We start from the raw sequence: 22,694 nt of genomic DNA, 5'->3' as shown, positions 1-22,694 counted from the left end.
GAAGGGGCCCGAAAGCCCCCTCAAACCCCCCAGATATCCACCCCAAAAAAGCCCCACCCCGACCCCCTCCCCCAAACAAAGTTCAAACAAAACCCCACTGACCAACCAGTCAACAATCCCCAACAAATTTTCTGAACTTTCAAAAAACCGCCCCGGTCACAGCCAATAGCCACCACGGCAAAACCCTTGCGATAGGGCCCTCGCCGCTGGACCGCTATGGAATACGTCGTTCATCAGGAGTGAACCAATGGAGTTGACCACCATGAAGACCCGCACCGCAAACACCGCATTCAGCCACCTGCGCGGGCTCAAGCTGGCCGCGCTGGCCTTGGGCAGCAGCCTGGTATTGGCCGGCTGCGCTGGCAACCCGCCGAGCGAGCAATACGCCCTGGCCCAGTCGGCCGTGAACTCTGCCGTCAGCGCTGGCGGCACCGAGTACGCCGCCGTGGAAATGAAGTCCGCCCAGGACAAGTTCAAACAGGCCGAAGTGGCCATGCACGACAAGCAATACGACCAGGCGCGCAACCTTGCAGAACAGGCCGAATGGGACGCCCGCGTCGCCGAACGCAAGGCCCAGGCCGCGAAGGCCGAGAAAGCCGTGCAGGACGCCCACCAGGGTGTGCAGGACCTGCGCGAGGAAGGCATGCGCAACACCCAGACCGTTCAGTAAGGCTGCGCCGCCACCGTGCATTCGTAATCGATCAAAGGATGAACCATTATGCGTAAACACGTGATGATCCCCGCCCTCCTGGCCCTCAGCGTTGGCCTGGCTGCCTGCTCTTCGCAACCCAATGCCAACCTGGAATCGGCCCGGACCAATTTCACCGCCCTGCAAAGCGACCCGCAGTCGAGCAAAGTGGCGGCCCTCGAAACCAAGGACGCCCAGGACTGGATGAACAAGGCCGACAAGGCCTACCTGGACAAGGAGAACGAGAAGAAGGTCGACCAGTTGGCCTACCTGACCAACCAGCGCGTCGAGGTGGCCAAGCAGACCATCGCCCTGCGTACGGCTGAGAACAACCTGAAGAATGCTGCCGCGCAACGTGCCCAGGCCCGCCTGGACTCGCGTGATGCGCAGATCAAGCAGCTACAGGACAGCCTCAACGCCAAGCAGACCGATCGCGGTACGCTGGTGACCTTTGGTGATGTGCTGTTCGACTTCAACAAGGCCGAGCTGAAAAGCAGTGCCTACCCGAACGTCACCAAGCTGGCGCAGTTCCTCAACGAGAACCCGGACCGCAAGGTGATCGTCGAGGGCTATACCGACAGCGTGGGCTCGGCGAACTACAACCAGAGCTTGTCTGAACGTCGTGCCAGTTCGGTGCGCATGGCCCTGGTCCGCGCGGGCGTAGACCCTGCGCGCGTGGTGTCGCAAGGCTATGGCAAGGAGTACCCGGTAGCGGACAATTCGAGCAACTCGGGGCGTGCGCAGAATCGTCGGGTGGAAGTGACCATCTCCAATGACAACCAGCCGGTGGCGCCGCGTACGGTGAGCCAGATCAACTAATCGTCAGGCTTGAGGGCCTAATCGCCGGCAAGGCCGGCTCCCACAGGGGCAGTGTCAAACCCCAAAAAAGGGGGAGTTCCTCCACTGTGGGAGCTGGCCTTGCCAGCGATTGCCGGCAACGCGGGCACTACTGAGTTTCTTGCGGGGTCTCCTGCCCCATGCAACGCACCGCCTGCTTCTTGTTGTCCACCAGCACACCGGTCAAACCCTTCTGCTGGGTATCGAACAACACCAACACCCCGTCAATGCACTGCGCCACCTGCGGCGCCGGGTTCAAGGCGATCTTGTAATCCTCCCCCGGCACCGTCTTGAGCATGGTGAAATCCGACAGCAACAACGCATCCTCCGGCTTGGCGAAATGCAGGTAACCGTAGTACCACAGGCAGCCCACGGTGCCGATGATGCTGCAGATACCGGTGATGATCAGCGGGATGGCGTTGCGTTCTTCACTCATTGCGACTTCTCGTCAGGGTAGTTGGGGACTTCGGCCAAACGCCGCAGCCCGTTGAAATGCTCAGGGTCATCCAGGAACCGCACCATCACCTGGCGCCAGGTCTTGTCGCCAAAGGTCTGCACATGCCCGCCACGCGTCAGCTGCAACACACGGGGCGGCAGCGCGGCCTTGTACAGCGCCAGGCCATTGGCCAACGGCACGATCGGGTCATCGATACTGTGGAAAAACAGCTTCGGTACATTATTCAATTGTTCAATTGAACGTATGGGACTGTCAGCGTCCGGCACCAGCCACGACAGCGGCACCTGGAACGGCCAGGTCAGCCACGAAGTACTCAGGGCAAACTGGCCAACGCTGCGGTAGCTGGCCGGCACCCCGTCAAACACCAGGGCCTTGAAGCGCTGGCGCTGTTCGGGATGCCCTGCCAAATAATGAATGCCCATCGCGCCACCAAGGCTCTGCCCCAGCAGCACCAAGGGTTTGCCTTGCACGTCAGGTGCCTGCTTCAACCAATCCATTGCCGCGGCAATATCCTGATAGACCGCCGGCAAACTCGGCGTGCCTTCGGACAAGCCGTAGCCACGGTAATCCAGCAGCAGCACCTGGTAGCCCTGCTCCGGCAACCACCAGCTCCCACCCAGATGCCCCGCGAGGTTGCCGCCGTTACCGTGCAGGTGCAGCACCGTGCCCTTGACCGCCACGCCTTCCTTGGCCGGCAGCCACCAGCCATGCAGGCGCGTGCCATCGGCCGCGGTCAGGGTGAGCTCGCGGTAGGCGAGCTTGGCTCGCTCCGGGGTGAACGGCTGCCCGGGCTCGGGATAGAACAACAGCGAACTGCACCCGGACAAGCTCGCCAGCACCAGGCACAGGCCCAGCAGCCGGCGGCCGTGTTCAGAGAATGTTCGAATAGTCGGCTTCAATCCGGTCCAGGCTCAGGTGGTTGAGGAAGTTGGAGAAACACATCCAGGCCGACAGCGCGTTCAGGTCGCGGAACTGCTCGGGCAAGTACTTGGGCGGCTCCACCAGGCCTTCATCGACCAGTTGGCGCAGGGTCCGCATGTCTTCCAGGGTGGTCTTGCCACAGAACAGCAAGGGGATCTGTTCCAGCTTGCCCTTTCTCACGGCCAACTGAATGTAGTTGTAAACCATGATGAAGCCCTTGAGGTAGGACAAGTCTTTGGTGAATGGCAGGCCGTTGGGCACCGAGCCACGGAACACCCGGCTGGCGTTGCCGTAGCTCTCGGCCATCTCGAAGCCCTGGGCACGGAAGAACTCATAGACCTGCATGAAGTCCGCGCCCTCCTCGACCATGTGGATGGCCCGGGTACGGTTGGTGAGCTTGCGCAGGCGGCTCGGGTAAGAGGCGAACGCAATCACCTCCATGAGGATCGCCAGGCCTTCCTGGGTCACCGTCGACGAGGGCGGCCCCTTGGCCAGGAAGGTGCAGATCGGCTGGTTCAGGCCATTCAGGGTGGTACCCACATGCACCAGCCCTTCGTGCACCTCCAGTGCGCGCACATCACGGCTGTTGAACATGGCGTCAGCGCGGATCTTGATGTAGTCGGCGCCCGCCGCCGCATCCGCGACGATACCGTCCGACTCGAACACCCGAATGGTGTCCTCGGCCTCGCCGAACACCTTGTTCAGCCGGCCCTGGAGCATCTCCACGGCCTGCTTGGCATTGAGGTTCTTCGGTTCGTCCTTGAGGTCGCCACGGCCGTCGATGTTGTTCAGGTAGTCCGAGAGCATCAGGCCAAGGTCGGCCAGGGTCGGGTCGCCGGCATGGAACGCATCGGAAGCCGCGCCATACAGCTCCTGGGAGATCAGCCCGAAGTCTTCGGTACCGCGCGCCTCGAGCATGCGCACGACCATGCGGTACTCCTTGCACATGCGCCGCATGATCTGCCCGACCGGGTTGAACTGGCCCAGTTGGCGGGTGATGTCGCGCTCGATGTTCTGGAACTCCAGCTTCACCGCGCTGGAATCAAAGGACAAAGGCCGGTTCTGGTAATAGGCACGGTCCACCGCCGGTGGCTCCTTGCCCTTGGCCTTGAGGAAGCCCTGGCGGATGCTGTCGTCCCACTTCACCGCATCAAGCACACGGATGGGCGTTTGCGCCTGGACTATGCGATCAGACAGGGATCGAATCGTCTGCTGGTACTCGTCCACCGCTCACTCCTTGTACATTCAGTTATTTGACGGCCCGCTGGAAACGCGCGACTTCGACGAACAGGTCGGAATTGGCCGGGTCATCGAGATAGGCCAGAACCCGCGCCGACGGGCTGTCGATCAGCACGCCCTGGCCGTTGTCCTGCGGCACTTCAATGCTGCGCCCGCTGAGTTCTTTCTTGGCCAGCGCCTGGTTGACCTGCTCGACATCGAGGTTGTAGACCACCAGCTCCTTGCCATCGATCACTTCAAAACCGCCAATCAGGAAGTTGCCGCCCAGGCGCTTGGGCACGCCGGCCGACAGGTACCAGCGGTTGCCGTGCTGGGCCACAGTGAACGCGTACTCCGTGGGTTTGCGGTTCTTGCCGGTGGCCACGGCCTTGTAGGCGTTGCCGCCGCTACGGCTGATCTGCAAGCTCAAGGGCTCGCCCCAGGCGTCCTTGCTGCTCCACTTGCCAAGCAACGCCTTGGGCGCTGCGGCATTGGCCGGGATCGGCTCGTTGAATGTCACCAGGCACCCGCCCAACAGCAGGAACGTCAGGGCCAACAGCACACGCCAGGCTTTCATCGGGCTCTCCTTGAAATAGGTATCGCGCCTTAATCCGAAGCCAGCACCAGATGCAGGTAACGGGTAAGGATAGCGAGCATCTGTGCATCGGTCTGCGCGGGCGCGCGCTCGAGCAGGCCCTGATATTCCATCTGCTCGATAATGGCCGTCAACACTATGGCATCTTGCTGCGGCTGGCGCGAACCCACGACCTGCAACAGCTGGCAGGTGCCGCGGCTGAGAATCTGCTCATGCAGGCGCACCAGATCCGCCAGGCGCGGGCACAACAGCGCCTCCTGGCGGAAGGCCTGCTCGGCCATCAGCGAGTCGCGGCGGCTGCTCAACTGGTGGCGCACATAGTCGGTGGCCATCTTCGCCACCTCGTCAGCCAGGCGCGCGCGGGACTGCGGCGTGCCATCATCCTGGGCCAACAACTGGCGCAGGATCACCTCGGTGTTCTCCCACAGCCGCGCCATGTAGTCGGCACTGCGCTCGACGTACTGGGCAAAGGTGTCGGAGAGCAGGTCCTGGATGTCGTTGAAGTAATAAGTGGTGGCCGACAGCGGCACCCCCGCCTCCGTCGCCACCGCGCGGTGACGCACGCCACGCACGCCATCACGGACAATAATGCGCATTGCCGCATCAAGGATGTCCTGGCGGCGTTGTTCGCTGCCTTGGCGGCTGGCCTTGCGGCCCTGGTACTGAACACTTTCCGCTACCGCTGTGGCTACGCCAGCAGCACCTTGTTGAGCCATTGCAGGGGTCACGATGCATCTACTCCAGGAAATTCGGTCGAATCAATAAAACAGTATCGCAGACATGAAAAAGCCGCCTCGAAAGGCGGCTTGTTCAATGCACTCAGGCTTGCGGGCGCATGTGCGGGAACAAGATCACATCGCGGATCGACGGGGAGTTGGTCAGCAGCATCACCAGACGGTCGATACCGATGCCCTCACCCGCCGTTGGCGGCATGCCGTATTCCAGCGCGCGCACGAAGTCGGCGTCGTAGTGCATGGCTTCGTCGTCACCGGCGTCCTTGTCGGCCACCTGCGCCATGAAGCGCTCGGCCTGGTCTTCGGCATCGTTGAGCTCGGAGTAGGCGTTGGCGATTTCGCGGCCGCCGATGAACAACTCGAAGCGGTCGGTGACGTTCGGGTTCTCGTCGTTGCGGCGCGCCAGTGGCGACACTTCGAACGGGTACTGGGTAATGAAGTGCGGCTGCTCCAGCTTGTGCTCGACCAGTTCTTCGAAAATCATCACCTGCAGCTTGCCCAGGCCTTCGAAGCCCAGCACCTTGGCGCCGGCTTTCTTGGCGATGGCACGTGCCTTGTCGATGTCCTGCAGGTCATCGGCGGTGAGGTCCGGGTTGTACTTGAGGATCGAGTCGAACACCGACAGGCGCACGAACGGCTCGCCGAAGTGGAACACCTTGTCGCCGTATGGCACGTCGGTGGAACCCAGTACCAGTTGGGCCAGCTCGCGGAACAGTTCCTCGGTCAGGTCCATGTTGTCTTCGTAGTCGGCGTAGGCCTGGTAGAACTCGAGCATGGTGAACTCGGGGTTGTGCCGGGTCGAAACACCTTCGTTACGGAAGTTGCGGTTGATCTCGAAGACCTTCTCGAAACCACCGACCACCAGGCGCTTGAGGTACAGCTCCGGGGCGATACGCAGGAACATGGCCATGTCCAGGGCGTTGTGGTGGGTTTCGAACGGCTTGGCTGCGGCACCACCGGGGATGGTTTGCAGCATCGGCGTCTCGACTTCAAGGAAGTCGCGCTTGATCAGGAAATTGCGGATGTGGTTGATCACCTGCGAGCGGACGCGGAAGGTGTCACGCACTTCTTCGTTGACGATCAGGTCAACGTAGCGCTGGCGATAGCGTTGTTCGGTGTCGGTCAGGCCGTGGTGCTTGTCCGGCAGCGGGCGCAGCGACTTGGTCAGCAGGCGCACGTTGGTCATTTCGACGTACAGGTCGCCCTTGCCGGAACGGGCCAGGGTGCCTTCGGCGGCGATGATGTCGCCCATGTCCCAGGTTTTCACCGCGGCCAGGGTTTCTTCGGACAGGGTCTTGCGGTTGACGTAGACCTGGATGCGCCCGGTCATGTCCTGGATCACCATGAACGAGCCACGGTTGAGCATGATGCGACCGGCAACCTTGACCGGGATCGCTGCAGCTTCCAGCTCTTCCTTGGTCTTGTCGACATACTGTTTCTGCAGGTCGGCGCAGTAGTTGTCACGGCGGAAGTCGTTGGGGAAGGCATTGCCCTTGGCGCGCTCTGCGGCAAGCTTTTCCTTGCGCAGGGCGATCAGGGTGTTTTCTTCCTGTTGCAGGTCTTGCGGGTCGAGTTTGAGGTCGCTCATGTCGTCACATTTTCCATCACGGGTTCATTGTCCCCTGCCTTCGGCAAGGGATCGCGGGCAAGGCCCGCTCTCACGGGAGCGGGCCTTGCCGCAGCATCGGTGTCGCGTTACAGCCCTTGTTTGAGGCTGGCTTCCAGGTATTCGTCGATATCGCCGTCGAGCACCTTGTCGCAGTCGCTGCGTTCGATGTTGGTGCGCAGGTCCTTGATCCGCGATGCGTCGAGCACGTAGGAACGGATCTGGTGACCCCAACCGATGTCGGACTTGCTGTCTTCCAGCGCCTGGGAAGCGGCGTTGCGCTTCTGCATCTCCTGCTCGTACAACTTGGCCCGCAGCATTTTCATGGCGGTGTCCTTGTTCGCGTGCTGGGAGCGTTCGTTCTGGCAGCTGACCACGGTGTTGGACGGTACGTGGGTGATACGTACGGCCGAGTCGGTGGTGTTTACGTGCTGACCACCGGCACCGGAGGAGCGGTAGGTGTCGATACGCAGGTCCGACGGGTTGATGTCGATCTCTACCTTGTCGTCGATCTCCGGGGAGACGAAGACGGCCGAGAACGAGGTGTGCCGACGGTTGCCGGAGTCGAACGGGCTCTTGCGGACCAGGCGGTGTACGCCGATCTCGGTGCGCAGCCAGCCAAAGGCGTATTCGCCCTTGATGTGCACGGTGGCGCCTTTGATCCCGGCGACTTCACCGGCCGACAGTTCCATGATGGTGGCTTCGAAGCCGCGTTTGTCGGCCCAGCGCAGGTACATGCGCAGCAGGATGTTGGCCCAGTCCTGGGCTTCGGTGCCGCCGGAACCGGCCTGGATGTCCAGGTAGGCGTTGTTCGGGTCCATCTCACCGCTGAACATGCGGCGGAATTCGAGCTTGGCGAGGGACGCTTCAAGGCCTTCAAGCATCACCACGACGTCTTCGACGGCGCTTTCGTCGTCTTCTTCAACAGCCATGTCGAGCAGCTCGCGGGAATCCGCCAGGCCGCTGTTCATTTCGTCCAGGGTGTCGACGATCTGTGCCAGGGCAGCACGCTCGCGGCCCAGTTCCTGGGCGTATTCTGGCTTGTTCCAGACCGCAGGGTCTTCAAGCTCACGGTTGACTTCGATCAGGCGCTCATGCTTTTGATCGTAGTCAAAGATACCCCCGAATAGATTCAGAACGCTCGGTCAGGTCCTTGATGGTATTCAGGATCGGGTTGATTTCCATGGGCGGGCGGCTCTCGTGCGTATTCTGTGAAAAGCCGGAGAGTATAACCGAGTCTGCGGGGGGACGGCAGCCCGTCGGGCGGGCGTAATCAGCAATAGCACCGCTTGATCCTGTGGGAGCCGGCCTTGCCGGCGATGGGGCCAATGTGCAGCCCATCGCCGGCAAGGCCGGCTCCCACAGAGACTCAATCCACCCCGACCTGGTTGCGCCCGTTGTTCTTGGCCAGGTACAAGCCCTTGTCCGCCGCCGAAATCAACTGCCGGCAATGGCTGCCAATGGTCGGGGTCTGGGTCGACAGGCCGATACTCACGGTCAGGCGCGAACCATCGCTCGGGGTATTGTGCGGGATGCTCATCGCCTCGACGGTCTGGCGCAGCTTCTCGGCCACCAGCCGGGCCCCGCCTGGCGAGGTATTGGGCAGCACCAGCGCAAACTCCTCACCCCCGTAACGAGCCGGCAAGTCACTCGGCCGGCTGCAGCAGCCGCGAATCGCCTCGGCCACCTGACGCAGGGCTTCATCCCCGGCCAGGTGCCCGAAGCCGTCGTTGTAGGCCTTGAAGTAGTCCACATCGATCATCAGCAGCGACAGTTGCGCCTGCTCACGCATCGCCCGGCGCCACTCCAGCTCCAGGTATTCGTCGAAATGCCGGCGGTTGGACAGCCCGGTCAGGCCATCGGAATTCATCAGCCGCTGCAACACCAGGTTGGTATCGAGCAGCTGCTGCTGGCTCACGCGCAGGGCCCGGTAGGCCTCGTCACGCTGCAGCAGGGTCAGGTAGGAGCGCGAGTGGTAACGGATGCGCGCCACCAGTTCGATGTTGTCCGGCAGCTTGACCAGGTAATCATTGGCCCCGGCGGCAAACGCCGCGCTCTTGACCAGAGGGTCTTCCTTGGTCGACAGCACGATGATCGGAATGTCCTGGGTGGCCGGATTGTTGCGGTACTCACGCACCAGCGTCAGGCCGTCGAGGCCCGGCATGATCAGGTCCTGGAGGATCACCGTCGGCTTGATCCGAATGGCCTGCGCTACCGCCTGGTGCGGGTCGGCACAGAAATGGAAGTCGATATTCTCTTCCTGCGCCAGGCCACGCCGCACCGCTTCGCCGATCATGGCCTGGTCGTCGACCAGCAACACCATCGCCGAGTTTTCGTTGGTGGACGGGAATCCGTCGATCGGTAAATCATTCATGCGCTGTCACCTGGTCACTGCCGGCCGGCCGGCGTGGCTCAATACATATCGTCATTTCGGGAAAATTTCCATCAGTCGCGGTGCAATCCGCTCCAGTGAACGAATTTCGACCGCAGCATCAATTGCCGCAGCCGCCTTGGGCATGCCGTACACCGCACTGCTTTGTTGGTCCTGAGCGATGGTCAGAAAGCCTTGCTGGCGCATGAGTTTGAGCCCCTGCGCGCCGTCGCGGCCCATCCCGGTCAGCAGCACGCCAATCGCGTCCCCCTGCCAGAAACGCGCCACGCTGTCGAAAAACACGTCGATTGAAGGTCGATAGATTTCGTTCACCGGTTCTGCGGTGTAGGCCAGGGTGCCGTCCTTAAGCAAGCGAATATGGTGGTTGGTGCCGGCCAGCAGCACCTGCCCCGGCTGCGGCGGCTCGCCTTCACGGGCCAGGCGCACCGGCAGGCCGGAGGCGCTGCCCAGCCACTCGGCCATGCCGGCGGCAAACACCTGGTCGACATGCTGCACCAGCACGATGGCCGCCGGAAAGTCGCGCGGCAGGCCCTTGAGCAACACCTCCAGCGCCGCCGGCCCACCGGCTGAAGAGCCTATGGCCACCAGGCCCTGGTGTTGTGCGGCCTGGCGCAGCGGTGTATCCACGGCCGCCACCTTGCTGGTGCGATGCTGGCCGATCAGCCAGCCGATATTGAGGATCTTGCGCAACAACGGTGCCGCCGCCTCACGCGCATCACCTGCCCCCAGGGCCGGCGTGTCGACCACATCGAGGGCGCCGTGGCCCATGGCCTCGAACACCCGGTGGACGTTCTGCTGGCGGTCGACGGTGACGATGACGATGGCGCACGGCGTCTCGGCCATGATCCGCCGGGTCGCCTCGACCCCGTCCATCACCGGCATGATCAGGTCCATGAGGATCAGGTCCGGGGTGTTCTCGGCGCAGCGCTGCACGGCTTGCGCGCCATCGCTCGCCACCCAGATCACCTGATGGTTCGGTTCGAACGCCAACGCACGGCGCAGGGCCTCCACGGCCATGGGCATGTCGTTGACGATGGCGATTTTCATCCCTGGGCTCCCCCGATCAACTCGACTACGGCATCCAGCAAGGCGTCATCATGAAAACTCGCCTTGGCCAAATAGTAGTCGGCTCCGGCGTCCAGTCCACGTCGGCGATCTTCTTCGCGATCTTTATAGGACACCACCATCACCGGCAGCGATTGCAGGCGGTTGTCACGGCGCAACAGGGTCACCAGTTCAATGCCGTCCATGCGCGGCATGTCGATGTCGGTAATCAGCAGGTCGAAGTCCTCGCTGCGCAGGGCGTTCCAGCCGTCCATGCCGTCTACCGCCACTGCCACTTCGTAGCCGCGATTGCTCAGCAGCTTGCGTTGCAACTCGCGTACGGTCAGCGAGTCGTCGACCACCAGCACGCGCTTGCGAGCGATTTCGCGGGAGGTGCGGTGGCCACGTTCGATGCGCTCCAGGCGCCCGGTGCTGAGCAGTTTCTCGACCGAGCGCACCAGGTCCTCGACATCGACAATCAGCACCACCGAACCATCATCGAGCAAGGCGCCGGCGGAAATGTCCTGCACCTTGCCCAGGCGCGCATCCAGCGGCATCACCACCAGCACCCGCTCACCGATCAGCCGCTCGACGGCCACGCCATACAGCGTCTCGCGCTCGCGGATCACCACGACGTTGATGCTCTTGCCATCGGTTTCACTGGCCGGGCGGTTGAGCAACTGGCTGGCCGCGACCAGGCCGATGTGCCGGCCGTCATGCCAGAAGTGCTGGCGCCCCTCGATCTGCACGATGGCTTCGGCCGGCAGCTCCAGGGTGCGTTCGATATGCGCCAGCGGGAAGGCGTAGGCTTCGCCGCCGACCTCCACCGCCAGGCTGCGTACCACCGACAGGGTCAGCGGGACTTCCAGGTGGAAGCAACTGCCCTCGCCAGCACGCTGGCTGACCTCGATAAAGCCGCGCAGTTGCCGGACCATATGCTGCACGGCGTCCAGCCCGACCCCGCGCCCGGACACTTCGGTGACCTTGTCGCGCAGGCTGAAGCCGGGTAGGAACAGGAAGGTCAGCAGCTCCGCCTCGCTCATCTGCGCGACGGTTTCAGCCGGTGACAACTGGCGCTCGACGATGCTGCGCCGCAGCCGCTCCAGATCAACACCGCCGCCATCGTCGCTCAGTTCCAACACCAGCAAGCCGGCCTGGTGCGATGCCCGCAGGCGGATCAGGCCTTCCTCGGGCTTGCCCGCCAGCGGGCGTTGTTCAGGGGACTCGATGCCATGGTCGACGGCATTGCGCAGCAGGTGGGTCAGCGGTGCTTCGAGTTTTTCCAGGACATCGCGATCAACCTGGGTCTTCTCGCCTTCGATCTCCAGGCGCACCTGCTTGCCCAGTGAGCGACCGAGGTCCCGTACCATGCGGCTCTGCCCGGTCAGCACATCGGCAAACGGGCGCATCCGGCAGGCCAGCGCGGTGTCGTAGAGCAACTGCGCGCGCTGGGCGGCCTGCCAGCCGAATTCATCCAGGTCGGACGCCTGCTGCAACAGCATCTGCTGGGTTTCGCCCAGCAGGCGCTGGGCCTGGCCCAGGGCTTCCTGGACCTCGGCGCTCTGGCCGCTGACTTCCAGCTGCATCTTCAGCTCGTCGAGGGCACGAATGCTTTGCCCGTGCATCCGCTTGAGGCGCTGCAAGGTGGCTAGATAGGGTTTGAGACGCTGGGTCTCGACCAACGACTTGCTCGACAGGTCGAGCAGGCTGTTGAGGCGTTCGGCGGTGACCCGCAGGACCCGCTCGCCGCCTTCGGTACGTTGTTTTTTGCGTGGTGCAGACAGGTCCGCTGCCGGTTCGCCGAGCGGGTCGAGCAGCGGCTCGGGCAGTGGCTCCGGCTCAGACACCAGGACGGGCTCAACCAGCACCGGTGGCGCCTGCGGCACAGGGCTGGCGCTCGGGTCGAGCAACGCGGCCATCTGTACCAGGAAGGCCTGCACGGCTGCGTCCGTCGAGGTGTCACCCGGCGTGGCGATGCGCATCAACAGGTCGGTGCCCTGCAGCAAGGCATCGATATGTTCCGGGCGCAGGCGCAGGCGGCCTTCCTGGGCTTCGACCAGGCAGTCCTCCATGACATGCGACACGCTGACCCCGGCGTCGACCCCAACGATCCGCGCCGCCCCCTTGAGCGAGTGCGCTGCGCGCATGCAGGCTTCGAGCTGGTCGGCCTGGGTCGGGTTGCGCTCCAGCGCCAGCAGGCCGGCGCTGAGCACCTGGGTCTGGGCTTCGGCTTCCAGGCTGAACAGTTCGAGCAACGAAGCGTCGCGCATTTGCTCGGGGGTCATGACAGGCTCCGGTTTACGGCGGACAACACGTGCTCCTCGTTCAACACCCGCACACTTCGCCCGCGCCATTGCAACACGGCTTCGGTGAAGCGCGATTCGCTGGCGGCTTCGCTGTTCAGGCGCTGCGGGTCGACGGCGTGAATACCATCGACTTCATCCACTTGCACCACCACCGAGCCACCATTAGCGGCAACGATCAGCATGCGCGGCATGACCCGCGCCGAGGTCGCCGCAGCGTTGGTCAGTTCCAGCCCCAGCAAATCCGCCAGCGACAGGCACGGTACCAGTGCACCGCGGACATTCGCCACGCCCTTCAGCACGCGTGAGCGCTGGTGCGGCAGCGAGTGCACCGGTTGCAGCGGCGCCACCTCGACCAGGCAACGGGTCGCCAGGGCCATCCATTCTTCACCCAGGCGGAACAACAGCAGCGAACGCCCGGCCCTGACCTGGACCTGCGCTTCGACCTCCTGCTGCACGTGGGCATCCTGTGCCAGCGCATATCGGTCGAGCAAACGCGTGGCGGCCGCCGCGTACACGTCGCAGTTGCGGCAATGAATATGCTCGACGAGCAGCGGGCAGCTCTTGTCGCCATGCACGCCGATGCGGTTCCAGCAATCGTCGATGGCCTCCAGTGAGGTCGCAAGCACGTCCAGTTCACCTTGTCCGTTCATCGTTCAGGCCCCCGTACCGTGCGTTCGAGCCGGGCGGCGCGTTCCTGCAGGCGGCGAGCGCCGGCCTCATCGCCCTGGGAGGCCAGCAAGGCCGCCAGGTGCACCAACGCTTCGGGGTGTTGGGGGTCGAGGTACAGCGCCTTGCGATAGTGACTCAGCGCCTGGCCAGCGTCACCTGCCGTGTCACTGAGCAGGCCGAGCCAGTAAAACACCTGGGCGCAGGGTTCGAATTGTTGCAAGTAGGTTTGGCACGCCGCCTGGGCTTGCTCGTTCTGCCCGGCATTGGCCAACTGGGCGATCTGCCCCAGCAACTGCGTCGCCTGATCGCCTCGGCTGTTCGGGGCAGGCTTGGCGGGTGGCGCAAGTATTGGCCGCCGCGCAACGTCTGCCAGGCCGCGCGCCGGCACCGGCATGCGGGCCGGTGGCAGCGGCGTCAGGCTCGGCAGCACGCGCACCGGGGCCGGAACGGGCTCGACCACCGGGGTATGGCGAACATAGGCGAACGACTGGGCAATGCCCAGCGGGCGCATGCCCATACGGGCCAGCAGGCTGCCCTCGGCCGGGCCGATAAACAACACCCCGCCTTCGTGGGTGAGGTTTTTCAGTACCTCGAACACCCGTTGCTGGGTCGGCACGTCGAAATAGATCAGCAGGTTGCGGCAGAACACGAAGTCATAGCTGCCCTCGCGGCTGCGTAGCGCCGGGTCGAGCACGTTGCCGGCCTCGAAGTTCACCTGCTTGCGCACCCGCTCAGCCAGGCGCTGGCCTTCACCCACCTCGGTGAAGTGCCGCTCACGGAATGTCAGGTCGCTGCCACGGAAGGAGTTGCGGCCATACTGCCCCTGCTCGGCACGAGCGATGGAGTTGGGGCTGATGTCGATCGCATCGACGCGGAATGCATGCCCGGCGATCCCGGCATCGAGCAGGGCCATGGCGATCGAGTAGGGTTCTTCGCCGGTCGAGCACGGCAGGCTGAGAATCCGCAGCGGGCGCGTACCGGCCAGCTCTGCCAGGCGCTTGAGCGCCAGGCCGACCAGGGCATTGAAGGATTCCGGATAACGGAAGAACCAGGTTTCCGGAACGATCACCGCCTCGATCAGTGCCTGCTGCTCCTCACGCGACTGTTGCAGGCGCAACCAGTACTCGTCGAGGTCGGCCGCCTGCAACGTCGCGCAGCGCTGGTGCAGTGCGCGCTCGACCATCGGCGCGCCGACCGAGGCGACGTCCAGGCCGATGCGCTCCTGAAGAAAGCGGAAGAAGCGTTGTTCGTTGCTCATGAGCTTTCCCCGGGCGCAACCGCCTCAACCGGGAACAACAAGGCGCGTACCTCGTCACTGAGCAGGTCTTGCACACCGATCCATTGCAACAGCCCCAGGGCATCTTCACGCACCGGCCCCAGGTAGGGCGCGCTGCTGTTGTCGACGCCATAGGGTTGAAAATCGTCGGGGTTACAGCGCAGGGTGTCGCTGGCCCTTTCGAGGATCAAACCGAGCAGCAGGTCCGGGCGCAACGGGTCGGCGCGGTAATGCACCAGCACCAGACGGGTGCTGGTGCGCTCCGGTGCCGGCTTGCCGAAACTCAATGCGCCGACATCGATGACCGGCACCAGCGCGCCCCGATGGGCCAGCACCCCCGCCACCCAGGACGGTGTCTGGGCGATGGGTTTGAGCGGCAAGCGCGGCAGCACCTCGGCGACCTCAAGGGTGTCCAGGGCAAAGCGCTGCTCGCCAATGCGAAACACCAGGAACAAACGCCCCTGGCTGGCCGCTTCCTGGCTGCGGCGTGGCTGGATGTCGTTCATCGGCGACTCAGACTTTGAACCGCGAAACGCCACCGCGCAGGCCGGTCGCTACCTGGCTCAACTCATCGATGGCAAAGCTTGCCTGGCGCAGCGACTCCACGGTCTGGCTGCTGGCATCACCCAGTTGCACCAGCGCGTGATTGATCTGTTCGGCACCCGTGGCCTGGGCCTGCATGCCCTCGTTGACCATCAGTACGCGCGGGGCCAGGGCCTGGACCTGATGGATGATCTGGGTGAGCTGTTCGCCGACCTGGGTCACCTCGAACATGCCGCGGCGTACCTCCTCGGAGAACTTGTCCATGCCCATCACCCCTGCCGAGACTGCCGACTGGATCTCGCGAACCATCTGCTCGATGTCGTAGGTGGCCACGGCGGTCTGGTCTGCCAGGCGTCGCACTTCGGTGGCAACCACGGCAAAGCCACGGCCGTATTCGCCGGCCTTCTCGGCCTCGATAGCGGCGTTGAGCGAGAGCAGGTTGGTCTGGTCGGCCACCTTGACGATGGTGACCACCACCTGGTTGATGTTGCCGGCCTTCTCGTTGAGGATCGCCAGCTTGTTATTGACCAGGTCGGCCGCGCCCATCACCTGGTGCATGGTTTCTTCCATGCGTGCCAGGCCTTGCTGGCCGGAGCCGGCGAGCACCGAGGCCTGATCGGCAGCGGAGGTGACTTCGGTCATGGTGCGCACCAGGTCACGCGAGGTCGCGGCGATTTCCCGCGAGGTCGCGCCGATCTCGGTGGTAGTGGCGGCGGTTTCGGTGGCGGTGGCTTGCTGCTGTTTGGAGGTGGCGGCAATTTCGGTGACCGAGGTGGTCACCTGCACCGAGGAGCGCTGGGCCTGGGAGACCAGGGTGGTCAGTTCGCCCATCATCGCGTTGAAGCCGGTTTCGACCGCGCCGAACTCGTCCTTGCGGTCCAGGTTCAGGCGCACGCTCAGATCGCCGCCGCTGAGTTTGTCCAGGGCTTGGACGATGCGTTCCATCGGTGCACTGATTGCACGCATCAGCAGCAGCCCGCAGATCGCTGCGGCGATGATCGCCAGCACCAGCGACACGATCATGCTGCCCTTGGCGGTGGTGACGGCACTGACGATTTCGAGGGTCGCGGCGTCTGCCGACTTGCGATTGCCTTCGATGACACCGTTGAGGTGCTGGCGACCGGCGATCCAGGCGGGGGTGAGCTTGTCGTGCAGCAGATTCTGGGCCTGCACGTAATCACCCTTGCGGTAGGCTTCCAGCACGTGCGCCACCTCTTCGAGGTAGGCATCTTCGAGCTTGCCGAACACGTCAAAGCTGGCCTGATCGTCAGCGTCCTTGATGGTTCCCTGGTAGCTGGCCATGTGTTGCTTGAGACGGTCGTCGAAAGTGCGGTACAGCGCCATGTCGGCGTCGGAAAGTTCGCGGTGGTCGGTCAGCCCGACCAACTGCTGGGTCAGCACGTAGCTGTCGACCCAGGCGCTGCGGATCATCGAGCTGAAGTAGACCCCGGGGATGCTGTCGGTACGCACGGCCTCCTCGCTGGACTCGATCGTGACCAGCCGCGAATAGGCGGCAATAACCATCAGCGACATGATGGCGATAATCACGGCGAAGCTCGCCAGGATCCGTTGGCGCAGTGTCCAGTTCTTCACATTCAGCCCTCAATAATTCAGCGCGAGCAGGAAAAATGGGCTGATTATAGCCTACACCGCCTAGGGTTATGGACGCTGGATCAAGGGTTGCTTGGGCAAAAGGGACTGGTTTATGGCCAATTGCCTGTAAACGTTGAGCGAAACTGTGACCTTGTTCACACCATTGTGGGAGCGGGCTGGTCCCGCGACCAAGTGCGCAGCACTCGCCCCGACAGTCTTCCAGGTACATCGCATGCACCGGGTTTGCTGCCGCTTTGCGGCAGGTCGCGGGACCAGCCCGCTCCCACAATTACTGGCGCACCTGCTTTTCCAGCTCAGCCTTCAAGGCCGGGTCCAGCTTGAGCTGCTTGGCCAGCTCATCCAGGTAGGCGCGCTCCATGAAGTGCTCTTCGTCCACCAGCATCACACTGGCGATATACATCTCTGCGGCCATTTCCGGCGTGCTCGCCGCACGGGCGACATCGGCTGGGTCCAGCGGCTTGTTCAGCTCGGCGTGCAGCCAATGCTGCAACTCCTGGTCACTGGACAACTTGACGAATTCACCCTCGATCAACGCCCGCTCACGCTCATCCACATGCCCGTCCGCCTTGGCCGCTGCCACCAGGGCCTTGAGGATCGCCTGGCTGTGCTGCTCCAACTGCGCCTCAGGCACGCGGTCAAGGGTGCGCGGTTCACCCAGTGGCGCCTTGCCCTGCTGCGCCTGCCAGTTGCCATAGGCCTTGTAGGCCAACACACCCAGTGCCGCCAGGCCGCCATAGGTCAGCGCCTTGCCGCCGTACTTGCGGGCCTTCTTGTTACCCAGCAGCAAGCCCATCGCACCCGCCGCCAATGCACCACCCCCCGCACCGGAGAGCAGGCTGCCCAGCCCGCCGCCTGAGTCAGACTTGCCTGCAACACCTTTGCCGGACTGCTTTTGCAGCAGGTCCTGACCGGATTTGAGCAACTGATCAAGCAAGCCACGGGTGATCATCGGGTGTCTCCACGGATCAAAAAGGAAACCCCAGCCTACAACTTGAAACCCAAGCGCACCACGGGACGAGCCAGACAAAATGTTGCAGGTTTACCTTCGGCCTGACGATTCGAGTACATCGGCACAAGCATGCGCCCGGCCTTCCTGCAGATTGAGTATCTGCAACGCCGCCCCCAGCAGCGCCACTGCCCCTGCGCTGGCCGCCAGGGTCCAGTTCGGCATCTGCCAGAGCAGCAGCAAGCCGCCGGCCGCCGCCCCCAGGGCACTCCCCAGGTACAGCGCCGACTCGTTCAAGGCAACCGCCAGGTTGCCATCGCCTTTGGCGTCGCGCATGGCGAGCAGTTCATTGTTCTGCGGCACCTGGAGCGCCCAGCCCACCGCCCCCCAGAGTGCAATTGGAAGCATCGCCAGCCAGGGTGATATCGAGGCCGCCATGGGCAATACCAGCAATGAAACGGCCAAGACCAGCATGATCAGTAAGGTGAGCAACGGCCCTTTGAGCCGATCAACCAATGGCCCCACCAGGAAACTCCCCAGCACCCCGCCCAGCCCCCAGACCCACAGGTGCGCGGTGATGTTGCCGACAGCCCCGTAGGCCGGGTCGGCGAGCAGCGGCACCATGAAGGTGTACATCCCCAGGCTGGCGACTGCGGCCAGCAGCGAGACCATGAGCACCAGCAACACCTTGCGCTCGGCCAGCAACGCCAGCTTGCGACCCGGCGCCGCCTGTGGCCCGGCGGGAATCGCGGGCAACTTGAGCAGCAAGCCGAACCAGGCCAGCGCACCGAGCAGGGCCACCAGCCACAGCGCCGCCTGCCAGCCCATGTGCTCGGCGAGCAACAGGCTGAGTGGTACGCCAAGTACCGTACCACTGGCCATGCCGCCCATGATGACGGCAATCGCCTTGCCCCGTTGCGCCGGGGCAGATACTGCCGCCGAAGCGGCAATACCCGTTGCCAGGTATACCCCCGCACCAATACCCGCCAGCGCCCTACACAGCAACAACAGCGCAAAGTCATCGACCATGGCGCTGGCCGCATTCGCCAGAACGAACAGCCCCAGCGCGCACATCAGCCCGAACCGCTGCCGCCGCGCGGGCAACACGGCCACGAAAAGCGGCGAGCCAATGCCATACGCCAGGGTGAACGCGGTCACCAGTTGCGCGGCAACGGCCACCTGAACACTGAAGGCCCGCTCGATCAGTGGAACGAGGCCTGCTGTCACATAGGACGCCATGCCCAGCGCGAAGGCGCCAATGGCAATCAGATAAACCGCTGCAGGTGTTGTCCGGGTCATGAAAGTCTTCCGTGATAAGGGGTCGGCGCGGATTCTTTAGCACCCTTGGCCTGGGTACAATGCCTACCGTTTATACGGTTACAAGGAGTAACTGGGACATGCGCAGGACACTCGAACGCACCCGCACCGACCTCGCAGAATTCCTGCGCAGCCGCCGTGAACGGGTATCTCCCGAGCAAGTAGGGCTGCCCTCCTCCGGGCGCCGCCGCACCCCCGGCTTACGTCGTGAAGAGGTGGCGGCCTTGGCCGGTGTCGGGGTCACCTGGTACACCTGGCTTGAGCAAGGGCGCGACATTGGCGTCTCGCCGAGCTTTCTCGACAACCTCTGCCGGGTGCTGAAACTCGACGCGGTGGAACGCCGACACCTCTATCTGCTGACGCAGCAACGCCCACCCGCCGAGCTGGGTGAAACCTGGTGCGTGGTGCCGAGCGTCATCCACCGTTTGCTGCAAGACCTTGCGCTGCGCCCTGCCTACGTCCTCAACCTGCGCTGGGATGTACTGGCATGGAACACGGCGGCGAACAGGCTCTTCAACTTCGCCGACACCGCCCCTGAGCACCGCAATATGCTGCGCATGGTGTTCACTGACGAGGCCATGCGCACGCTCTTCAACCCCTGGGATGAGCAGGCGCTGCAGATGCTCGCCAGCTTCCGCCGGGATTTCGCCCACGCCGCAAAGCGCAGCGATGTCGCTGAGCTGGTCAACGAACTGGAATACATCAGCCCCGCGTTTCGCGACGCGTGGCAAAAGCAGGACATACACGGCACCTGCCAGGGCATCCGTCAGCTATCCATCCCCTCGTTTGGCGCGGTGACGCTGGAACACACCTCGCTGACCATCGATATCGACAAGCACCTGAGGCTGGTCTATTACGCCCCCAGCCCCGAAGACAGCGTGCAGGCCCGGTTCGAGCACTGGCTTCAGGATTAGGTGAATACACACAACGCGGCAGGTTCCGGGCAGGGCCAAGCCATCTAAAAAAAAGATATACACTCATCCCTGCCAATAAAACTCATAACAAAGTCGCCCGCCCATGATGACCCTGCGCCAGATTCGCCACTTCATCGCCGTTGCCGAAACCGGCTCGATCTCCGCTGCCGCCCAGGCGGTGTTCATTTCCCAGTCGACCCTGACCCTGGCCATCCAGCAACTGGAGCAGGAAATCGGCGTGGTGCTGTTCAACCGCCACGCCAAGGGCATGACCCTGACCCACCAGGGCCATCAGTTCCTGCGCCAGGCGCACCTGATCCTGGCCACCGTCGACAATGCCAAGCGCAGCCTGCAACAAAGCACCGACCAGGTGGCCGGGCAATTGACCATCGGCGTCACCAGCCTGGTCGCCGGCTACTACCTGGCCGACCTGCTGACCCGCTTTCAACGCGCCTACCCGAATGTCGAAATCCGCGTGACCGAAGACGAACGCCCCTACATCGAGCACCTGCTGGTCAGTGGCGAAATCGATGTCGGCGTGCTCATCCTGTCCAACCTCGAAGACCGCCTGGCCCTGCAGACCGAAGTGCTCACCCACTCGCCGCACCGCCTCTGGCTGCCGGCCCAGCACCCGCTGCTGGAGCGCGACAGCATCAGCCTGGCCGAGGTCGCACTCGAACCGCTGATCCAGCTCAACGTCGACGAGATGGAGCAGAACGCCCGGCGCATCTGGGCCGGCGCCGGCCTGCAGGCGCAAATCAGCCTGCGCACAGCCTCCACCGAAGCGGTGCGCAGCCTGGTGGCGGCCGGGCTGGGCGTGTCGATCCAGCCAGACATGACTTACCGCCCCTGGTCACTGGAGGGCGACATCATCGAAGCGCGCCCGCTGGCCGACCTCAGCCAGACCCTCGACGTCGGCCTGGCCTGGCGTCGCGGCACCGCGCGGCCAGCGCTGGTCGATCCATTCCTCACCGTTGCCCGGGAGCAACCCAACGGTGGGCGCCGCCATTCGATTTAATCGAATGCTGCCTTCAGTATTTAGAATTTGTAGGCCAGCGTCAGCCGCACTAGTCTCAAGCCACGACTAGAAGCGACGGCGCGGCCCTGCGTGGCCCGTCCAGCGTGCATATAAAACAAAAGAGCACACGCACGATGCCTGGTACCCCTTCTTCCCCGCTGTGCACCGCATTGCTGATCGATGGCGAGCTGGTGCAGGGCAACGGCTTGGCCGAACCGATCCTCAACCCGGCAACTGGCGAGGTGCTCGCGCGCATCGCCGAGGCCAGCGCCGAGCAGGTCGAAGCCGCCATTCTTGCAGCCCACCGGGCCTTCTCCGGTTGGTCGCGCACCACCCCGCAACAGCGCTCGAACATCCTCCTGGCGATTGCCGATGCCTTGCAGCAACGCATTGAGCTGCTGGCGCGCCTGGAAGCGCTGAACTGCGGCAAGCCGCTGCACCTGGCGCGCCAGGACGACCTGCCGGCGGCCATCGATGTGTTCCGTTTCTTTGCTGGTGCCGTACGTTGCCAGACCGGCCAATTGGCCGGCGAATACCTGCCTGGCTACACCAGCATGGTGCGCCGCGACCCGCTCGGCGTGGTCGCCTCCATTGCGCCATGGAACTACCCGATCATGATGGCCGCCTGGAAAATCGCCCCCGCCCTGGCCGCCGGCAACACCTTGGTGTTCAAGCCCTCCGAACACACCCCGCTGTCGATCCTGGCGCTCGCCCCGGTACTCGCCGAGCTGTTGCCACCTGGCGTGCTGAACATTGTCTGTGGCGGCGGCGAAAGCGTCGGTGGGCATCTGGTCAGCCACCCACGGGTGCGCATGGTCTCGCTGACCGGCGATATCGTTACCGGGCAGAAGATCCTTCAAGCCGCCTCGAAAACCCTCAAGCGCACCCACCTGGAACTGGGCGGCAAGGCCCCGGTGATCGTCTGCGACGATGCCGACCTGCAGGCCGTGGTCGAGGGCGTGCGCAGCTACGGCTACTACAACGCCGGGCAGGACTGCACCGCTGCCTGCCGCATCTACGCCCAGGCCGGCATCCATGATCGGCTGGTCGCCGAACTCGGCGCTGCGGTCGCCAGCCTGCGCTTTGCCGGCAAACGCGACGCCGACAACGAGATCGGCCCGCTGATCAGCACGCGCCAGCGCGACCGCGTCGCCAGCTTTGTCGAACGCGCCCTGAGCCAGCCGCATATCGAGCGGGTGACTGGCGCCGCCGTGCATTCAGGCCCCGGCTTCTATTACCAGCCGACCTTGCTGGCCGGCTGCAAGCAGGGCGACGAGATCGTCCAGCGGGAAGTGTTCGGGCCGGTGGTCACGGTCACCCGCTTCGACGAATTGAGCCAGGCGGTGGACTGGGCCAACGAGTCCGAATACGGCCTGGCCTCCTCGGTGTGGACGCAGAACCTCGACAAGGCCATGCAGGTCGCCGCCCGCCTGCAATATGGCTGCACCTGGATCAACAGCCATTTCATGCTGGTCAGCGAGATGCCCCATGGCGGCTTGAAGCGCTCGGGCTACGGCAAGGACCTCTCCAGCGACTCGCTGCAGGACTACAGCGTGGTGCGCCACATCATGGCGCGCCACGGCGAGCACCTGGGATAGA

21 protein-coding genes are annotated in these 22,694 nt (G+C 63.7%); 5 read left to right on the top strand and 16 right to left on the bottom strand.

All coding sequences use genetic code 11. The annotated features are described in order from the left end of the window. Positions 1 to 247 precede the first annotated feature (247 nt). Both M5G11_RS14090 and lptF read left to right on the top strand, forming a co-directional pair. Complete coding sequence (locus tag M5G11_RS14090; protein ID WP_273911825.1) at positions 248 to 670, top strand: DUF4398 domain-containing protein; 423 nt, start codon at positions 248 to 250, stop codon at positions 668 to 670. Positions 671 to 718: 48 nt separating this feature from the next. Further along, on the top strand, positions 719 to 1,507 hold the full coding sequence (gene lptF / locus M5G11_RS14085; RefSeq protein WP_273911824.1) for a lipotoxin F family OmpA-related lipoprotein LptF: 789 nt from the start codon (positions 719 to 721) through the stop codon (positions 1,505 to 1,507). Positions 1,508 to 1,634: 127 nt separating this feature from the next. On the opposite strand, the gene M5G11_RS14080 is transcribed toward lptF, so the two are convergent. From M5G11_RS14080 to M5G11_RS14005, 16 genes are all read right to left on the bottom strand, one after another. Beyond that, positions 1,635 to 1,961: a PA3694 family proteiin gene (locus M5G11_RS14080; RefSeq protein WP_273911823.1), complete on the bottom strand. Its 327-nt coding sequence runs from the start codon at positions 1,959 to 1,961 to the stop codon at positions 1,635 to 1,637. Continuing rightward, the gene (locus tag M5G11_RS14075) at positions 1,958 to 2,881 is read right to left on the bottom strand and encodes an alpha/beta hydrolase (RefSeq protein WP_273911822.1); all 924 of its coding nucleotides are present in this window, start codon (positions 2,879 to 2,881) and stop codon (positions 1,958 to 1,960) included. The genes M5G11_RS14080 and M5G11_RS14075 overlap by 4 nt, the downstream gene beginning before the upstream one ends. Beyond that, the gene (locus M5G11_RS14070) at positions 2,853 to 4,130 is read right to left on the bottom strand and encodes a flavohemoglobin expression-modulating QEGLA motif protein (protein WP_273911821.1); all 1,278 of its coding nucleotides are present in this window, start codon (positions 4,128 to 4,130) and stop codon (positions 2,853 to 2,855) included. The genes M5G11_RS14075 and M5G11_RS14070 overlap by 29 nt, the downstream gene beginning before the upstream one ends. A 22-nt stretch (positions 4,131 to 4,152) precedes the next feature. Further along, on the bottom strand, positions 4,153 to 4,698 hold the full coding sequence (locus M5G11_RS14065; RefSeq protein WP_273911820.1) for a hypothetical protein: 546 nt from the start codon (positions 4,696 to 4,698) through the stop codon (positions 4,153 to 4,155). A 29-nt stretch (positions 4,699 to 4,727) separates the two neighbouring features. After that, positions 4,728 to 5,432: a TetR/AcrR family transcriptional regulator gene (locus M5G11_RS14060; RefSeq protein WP_273911826.1), complete on the bottom strand. Its 705-nt coding sequence runs from the start codon at positions 5,430 to 5,432 to the stop codon at positions 4,728 to 4,730. Between the two features lie 103 nt (positions 5,433 to 5,535). Continuing rightward, complete coding sequence (lysS, locus tag M5G11_RS14055; protein WP_273911819.1) at positions 5,536 to 7,038, bottom strand: lysine--tRNA ligase; 1,503 nt, start codon at positions 7,036 to 7,038, stop codon at positions 5,536 to 5,538. 107 nt (positions 7,039 to 7,145) lie between these two features. Next, a protein-coding gene (gene prfB, locus M5G11_RS14050; RefSeq protein ID WP_273911818.1) for a peptide chain release factor 2 occupies positions 7,146 to 8,241 on the bottom strand; the annotation gives its coding sequence in 2 pieces (ribosomal slippage) (positions 7,146 to 8,168 and positions 8,170 to 8,241; 1,095 coding nt in all). 184 nt (positions 8,242 to 8,425) lie between these two features. Beyond that, entirely contained in the window at positions 8,426 to 9,430 is a 1,005-nt protein-coding gene (locus tag M5G11_RS14045) for a response regulator (RefSeq protein WP_273911817.1), read from the bottom strand. A 51-nt stretch (positions 9,431 to 9,481) separates the two neighbouring features. Further along, on the bottom strand, positions 9,482 to 10,495 hold the full coding sequence (cheB, locus tag M5G11_RS14040; RefSeq protein WP_273911816.1) for a chemotaxis response regulator protein-glutamate methylesterase: 1,014 nt from the start codon (positions 10,493 to 10,495) through the stop codon (positions 9,482 to 9,484). Beyond that, on the bottom strand, positions 10,492 to 12,777 hold the full coding sequence (locus M5G11_RS14035; protein ID WP_273911815.1) for a hybrid sensor histidine kinase/response regulator: 2,286 nt from the start codon (positions 12,775 to 12,777) through the stop codon (positions 10,492 to 10,494). The genes cheB and M5G11_RS14035 overlap by 4 nt, the downstream gene beginning before the upstream one ends. Beyond that, positions 12,774 to 13,448: a chemotaxis protein CheW gene (locus M5G11_RS14030; RefSeq protein WP_273911814.1), complete on the bottom strand. Its 675-nt coding sequence runs from the start codon at positions 13,446 to 13,448 to the stop codon at positions 12,774 to 12,776. Before M5G11_RS14030 ends, M5G11_RS14035 begins: the two co-directional genes overlap by 4 nt. Beyond that, positions 13,445 to 14,725, bottom strand: coding sequence for a CheR family methyltransferase (locus M5G11_RS14025; RefSeq protein ID WP_273911813.1), 1,281 nt, complete (start codon positions 14,723 to 14,725; stop codon positions 13,445 to 13,447). Before M5G11_RS14025 ends, M5G11_RS14030 begins: the two co-directional genes overlap by 4 nt. Next, positions 14,722 to 15,249, bottom strand: coding sequence for a chemotaxis protein CheW (locus tag M5G11_RS14020; RefSeq protein WP_273911812.1), 528 nt, complete (start codon positions 15,247 to 15,249; stop codon positions 14,722 to 14,724). The genes M5G11_RS14025 and M5G11_RS14020 overlap by 4 nt, the downstream gene beginning before the upstream one ends. A 7-nt stretch (positions 15,250 to 15,256) precedes the next feature. Then, positions 15,257 to 16,879: a methyl-accepting chemotaxis protein gene (locus M5G11_RS14015; RefSeq protein WP_273911811.1), complete on the bottom strand. Its 1,623-nt coding sequence runs from the start codon at positions 16,877 to 16,879 to the stop codon at positions 15,257 to 15,259. 289 nt (positions 16,880 to 17,168) lie between these two features. Then, entirely contained in the window at positions 17,169 to 17,849 is a 681-nt protein-coding gene (locus tag M5G11_RS14010; RefSeq protein WP_273911810.1) for a tellurite resistance TerB family protein, read from the bottom strand. Between the two features lie 90 nt (positions 17,850 to 17,939). Then, a complete protein-coding gene (locus M5G11_RS14005) occupies positions 17,940 to 19,145 on the bottom strand; it encodes an MFS transporter (protein WP_273911809.1) in 1,206 nt (401 codons plus the stop codon). Positions 19,146 to 19,243: 98 nt separating this feature from the next. Between M5G11_RS14005 and M5G11_RS14000 the strand changes: the two genes are divergently transcribed. The 3 genes from M5G11_RS14000 (at position 19,244) to M5G11_RS13990 (ending at position 22,693) form a co-directional block, all read left to right on the top strand. Continuing rightward, complete coding sequence (locus M5G11_RS14000; RefSeq protein WP_273911808.1) at positions 19,244 to 20,077, top strand: helix-turn-helix transcriptional regulator; 834 nt, start codon at positions 19,244 to 19,246, stop codon at positions 20,075 to 20,077. Between the two features lie 103 nt (positions 20,078 to 20,180). Then, positions 20,181 to 21,095 (top strand): LysR family transcriptional regulator, encoded by a 915-nt coding sequence (locus M5G11_RS13995; RefSeq protein WP_273911807.1) that lies wholly within the window; start codon positions 20,181 to 20,183, stop codon positions 21,093 to 21,095. 134 nt (positions 21,096 to 21,229) lie between these two features. Continuing rightward, positions 21,230 to 22,693 (top strand): gamma-aminobutyraldehyde dehydrogenase, encoded by a 1,464-nt coding sequence (locus M5G11_RS13990; protein WP_273911806.1) that lies wholly within the window; start codon positions 21,230 to 21,232, stop codon positions 22,691 to 22,693. Position 22,694 lies beyond the last annotated feature (1 nt).

It is taken from the genome of Pseudomonas fontis (assembly GCF_028656955.1).
GTDB classification, from domain to species: Bacteria; Pseudomonadota; Gammaproteobacteria; order Pseudomonadales; family Pseudomonadaceae; genus Aquipseudomonas; species Aquipseudomonas fontis.
Note: the sequence above shows the minus strand (reverse complement) of the source record. Positions and strands in the feature narration are given on the sequence as shown.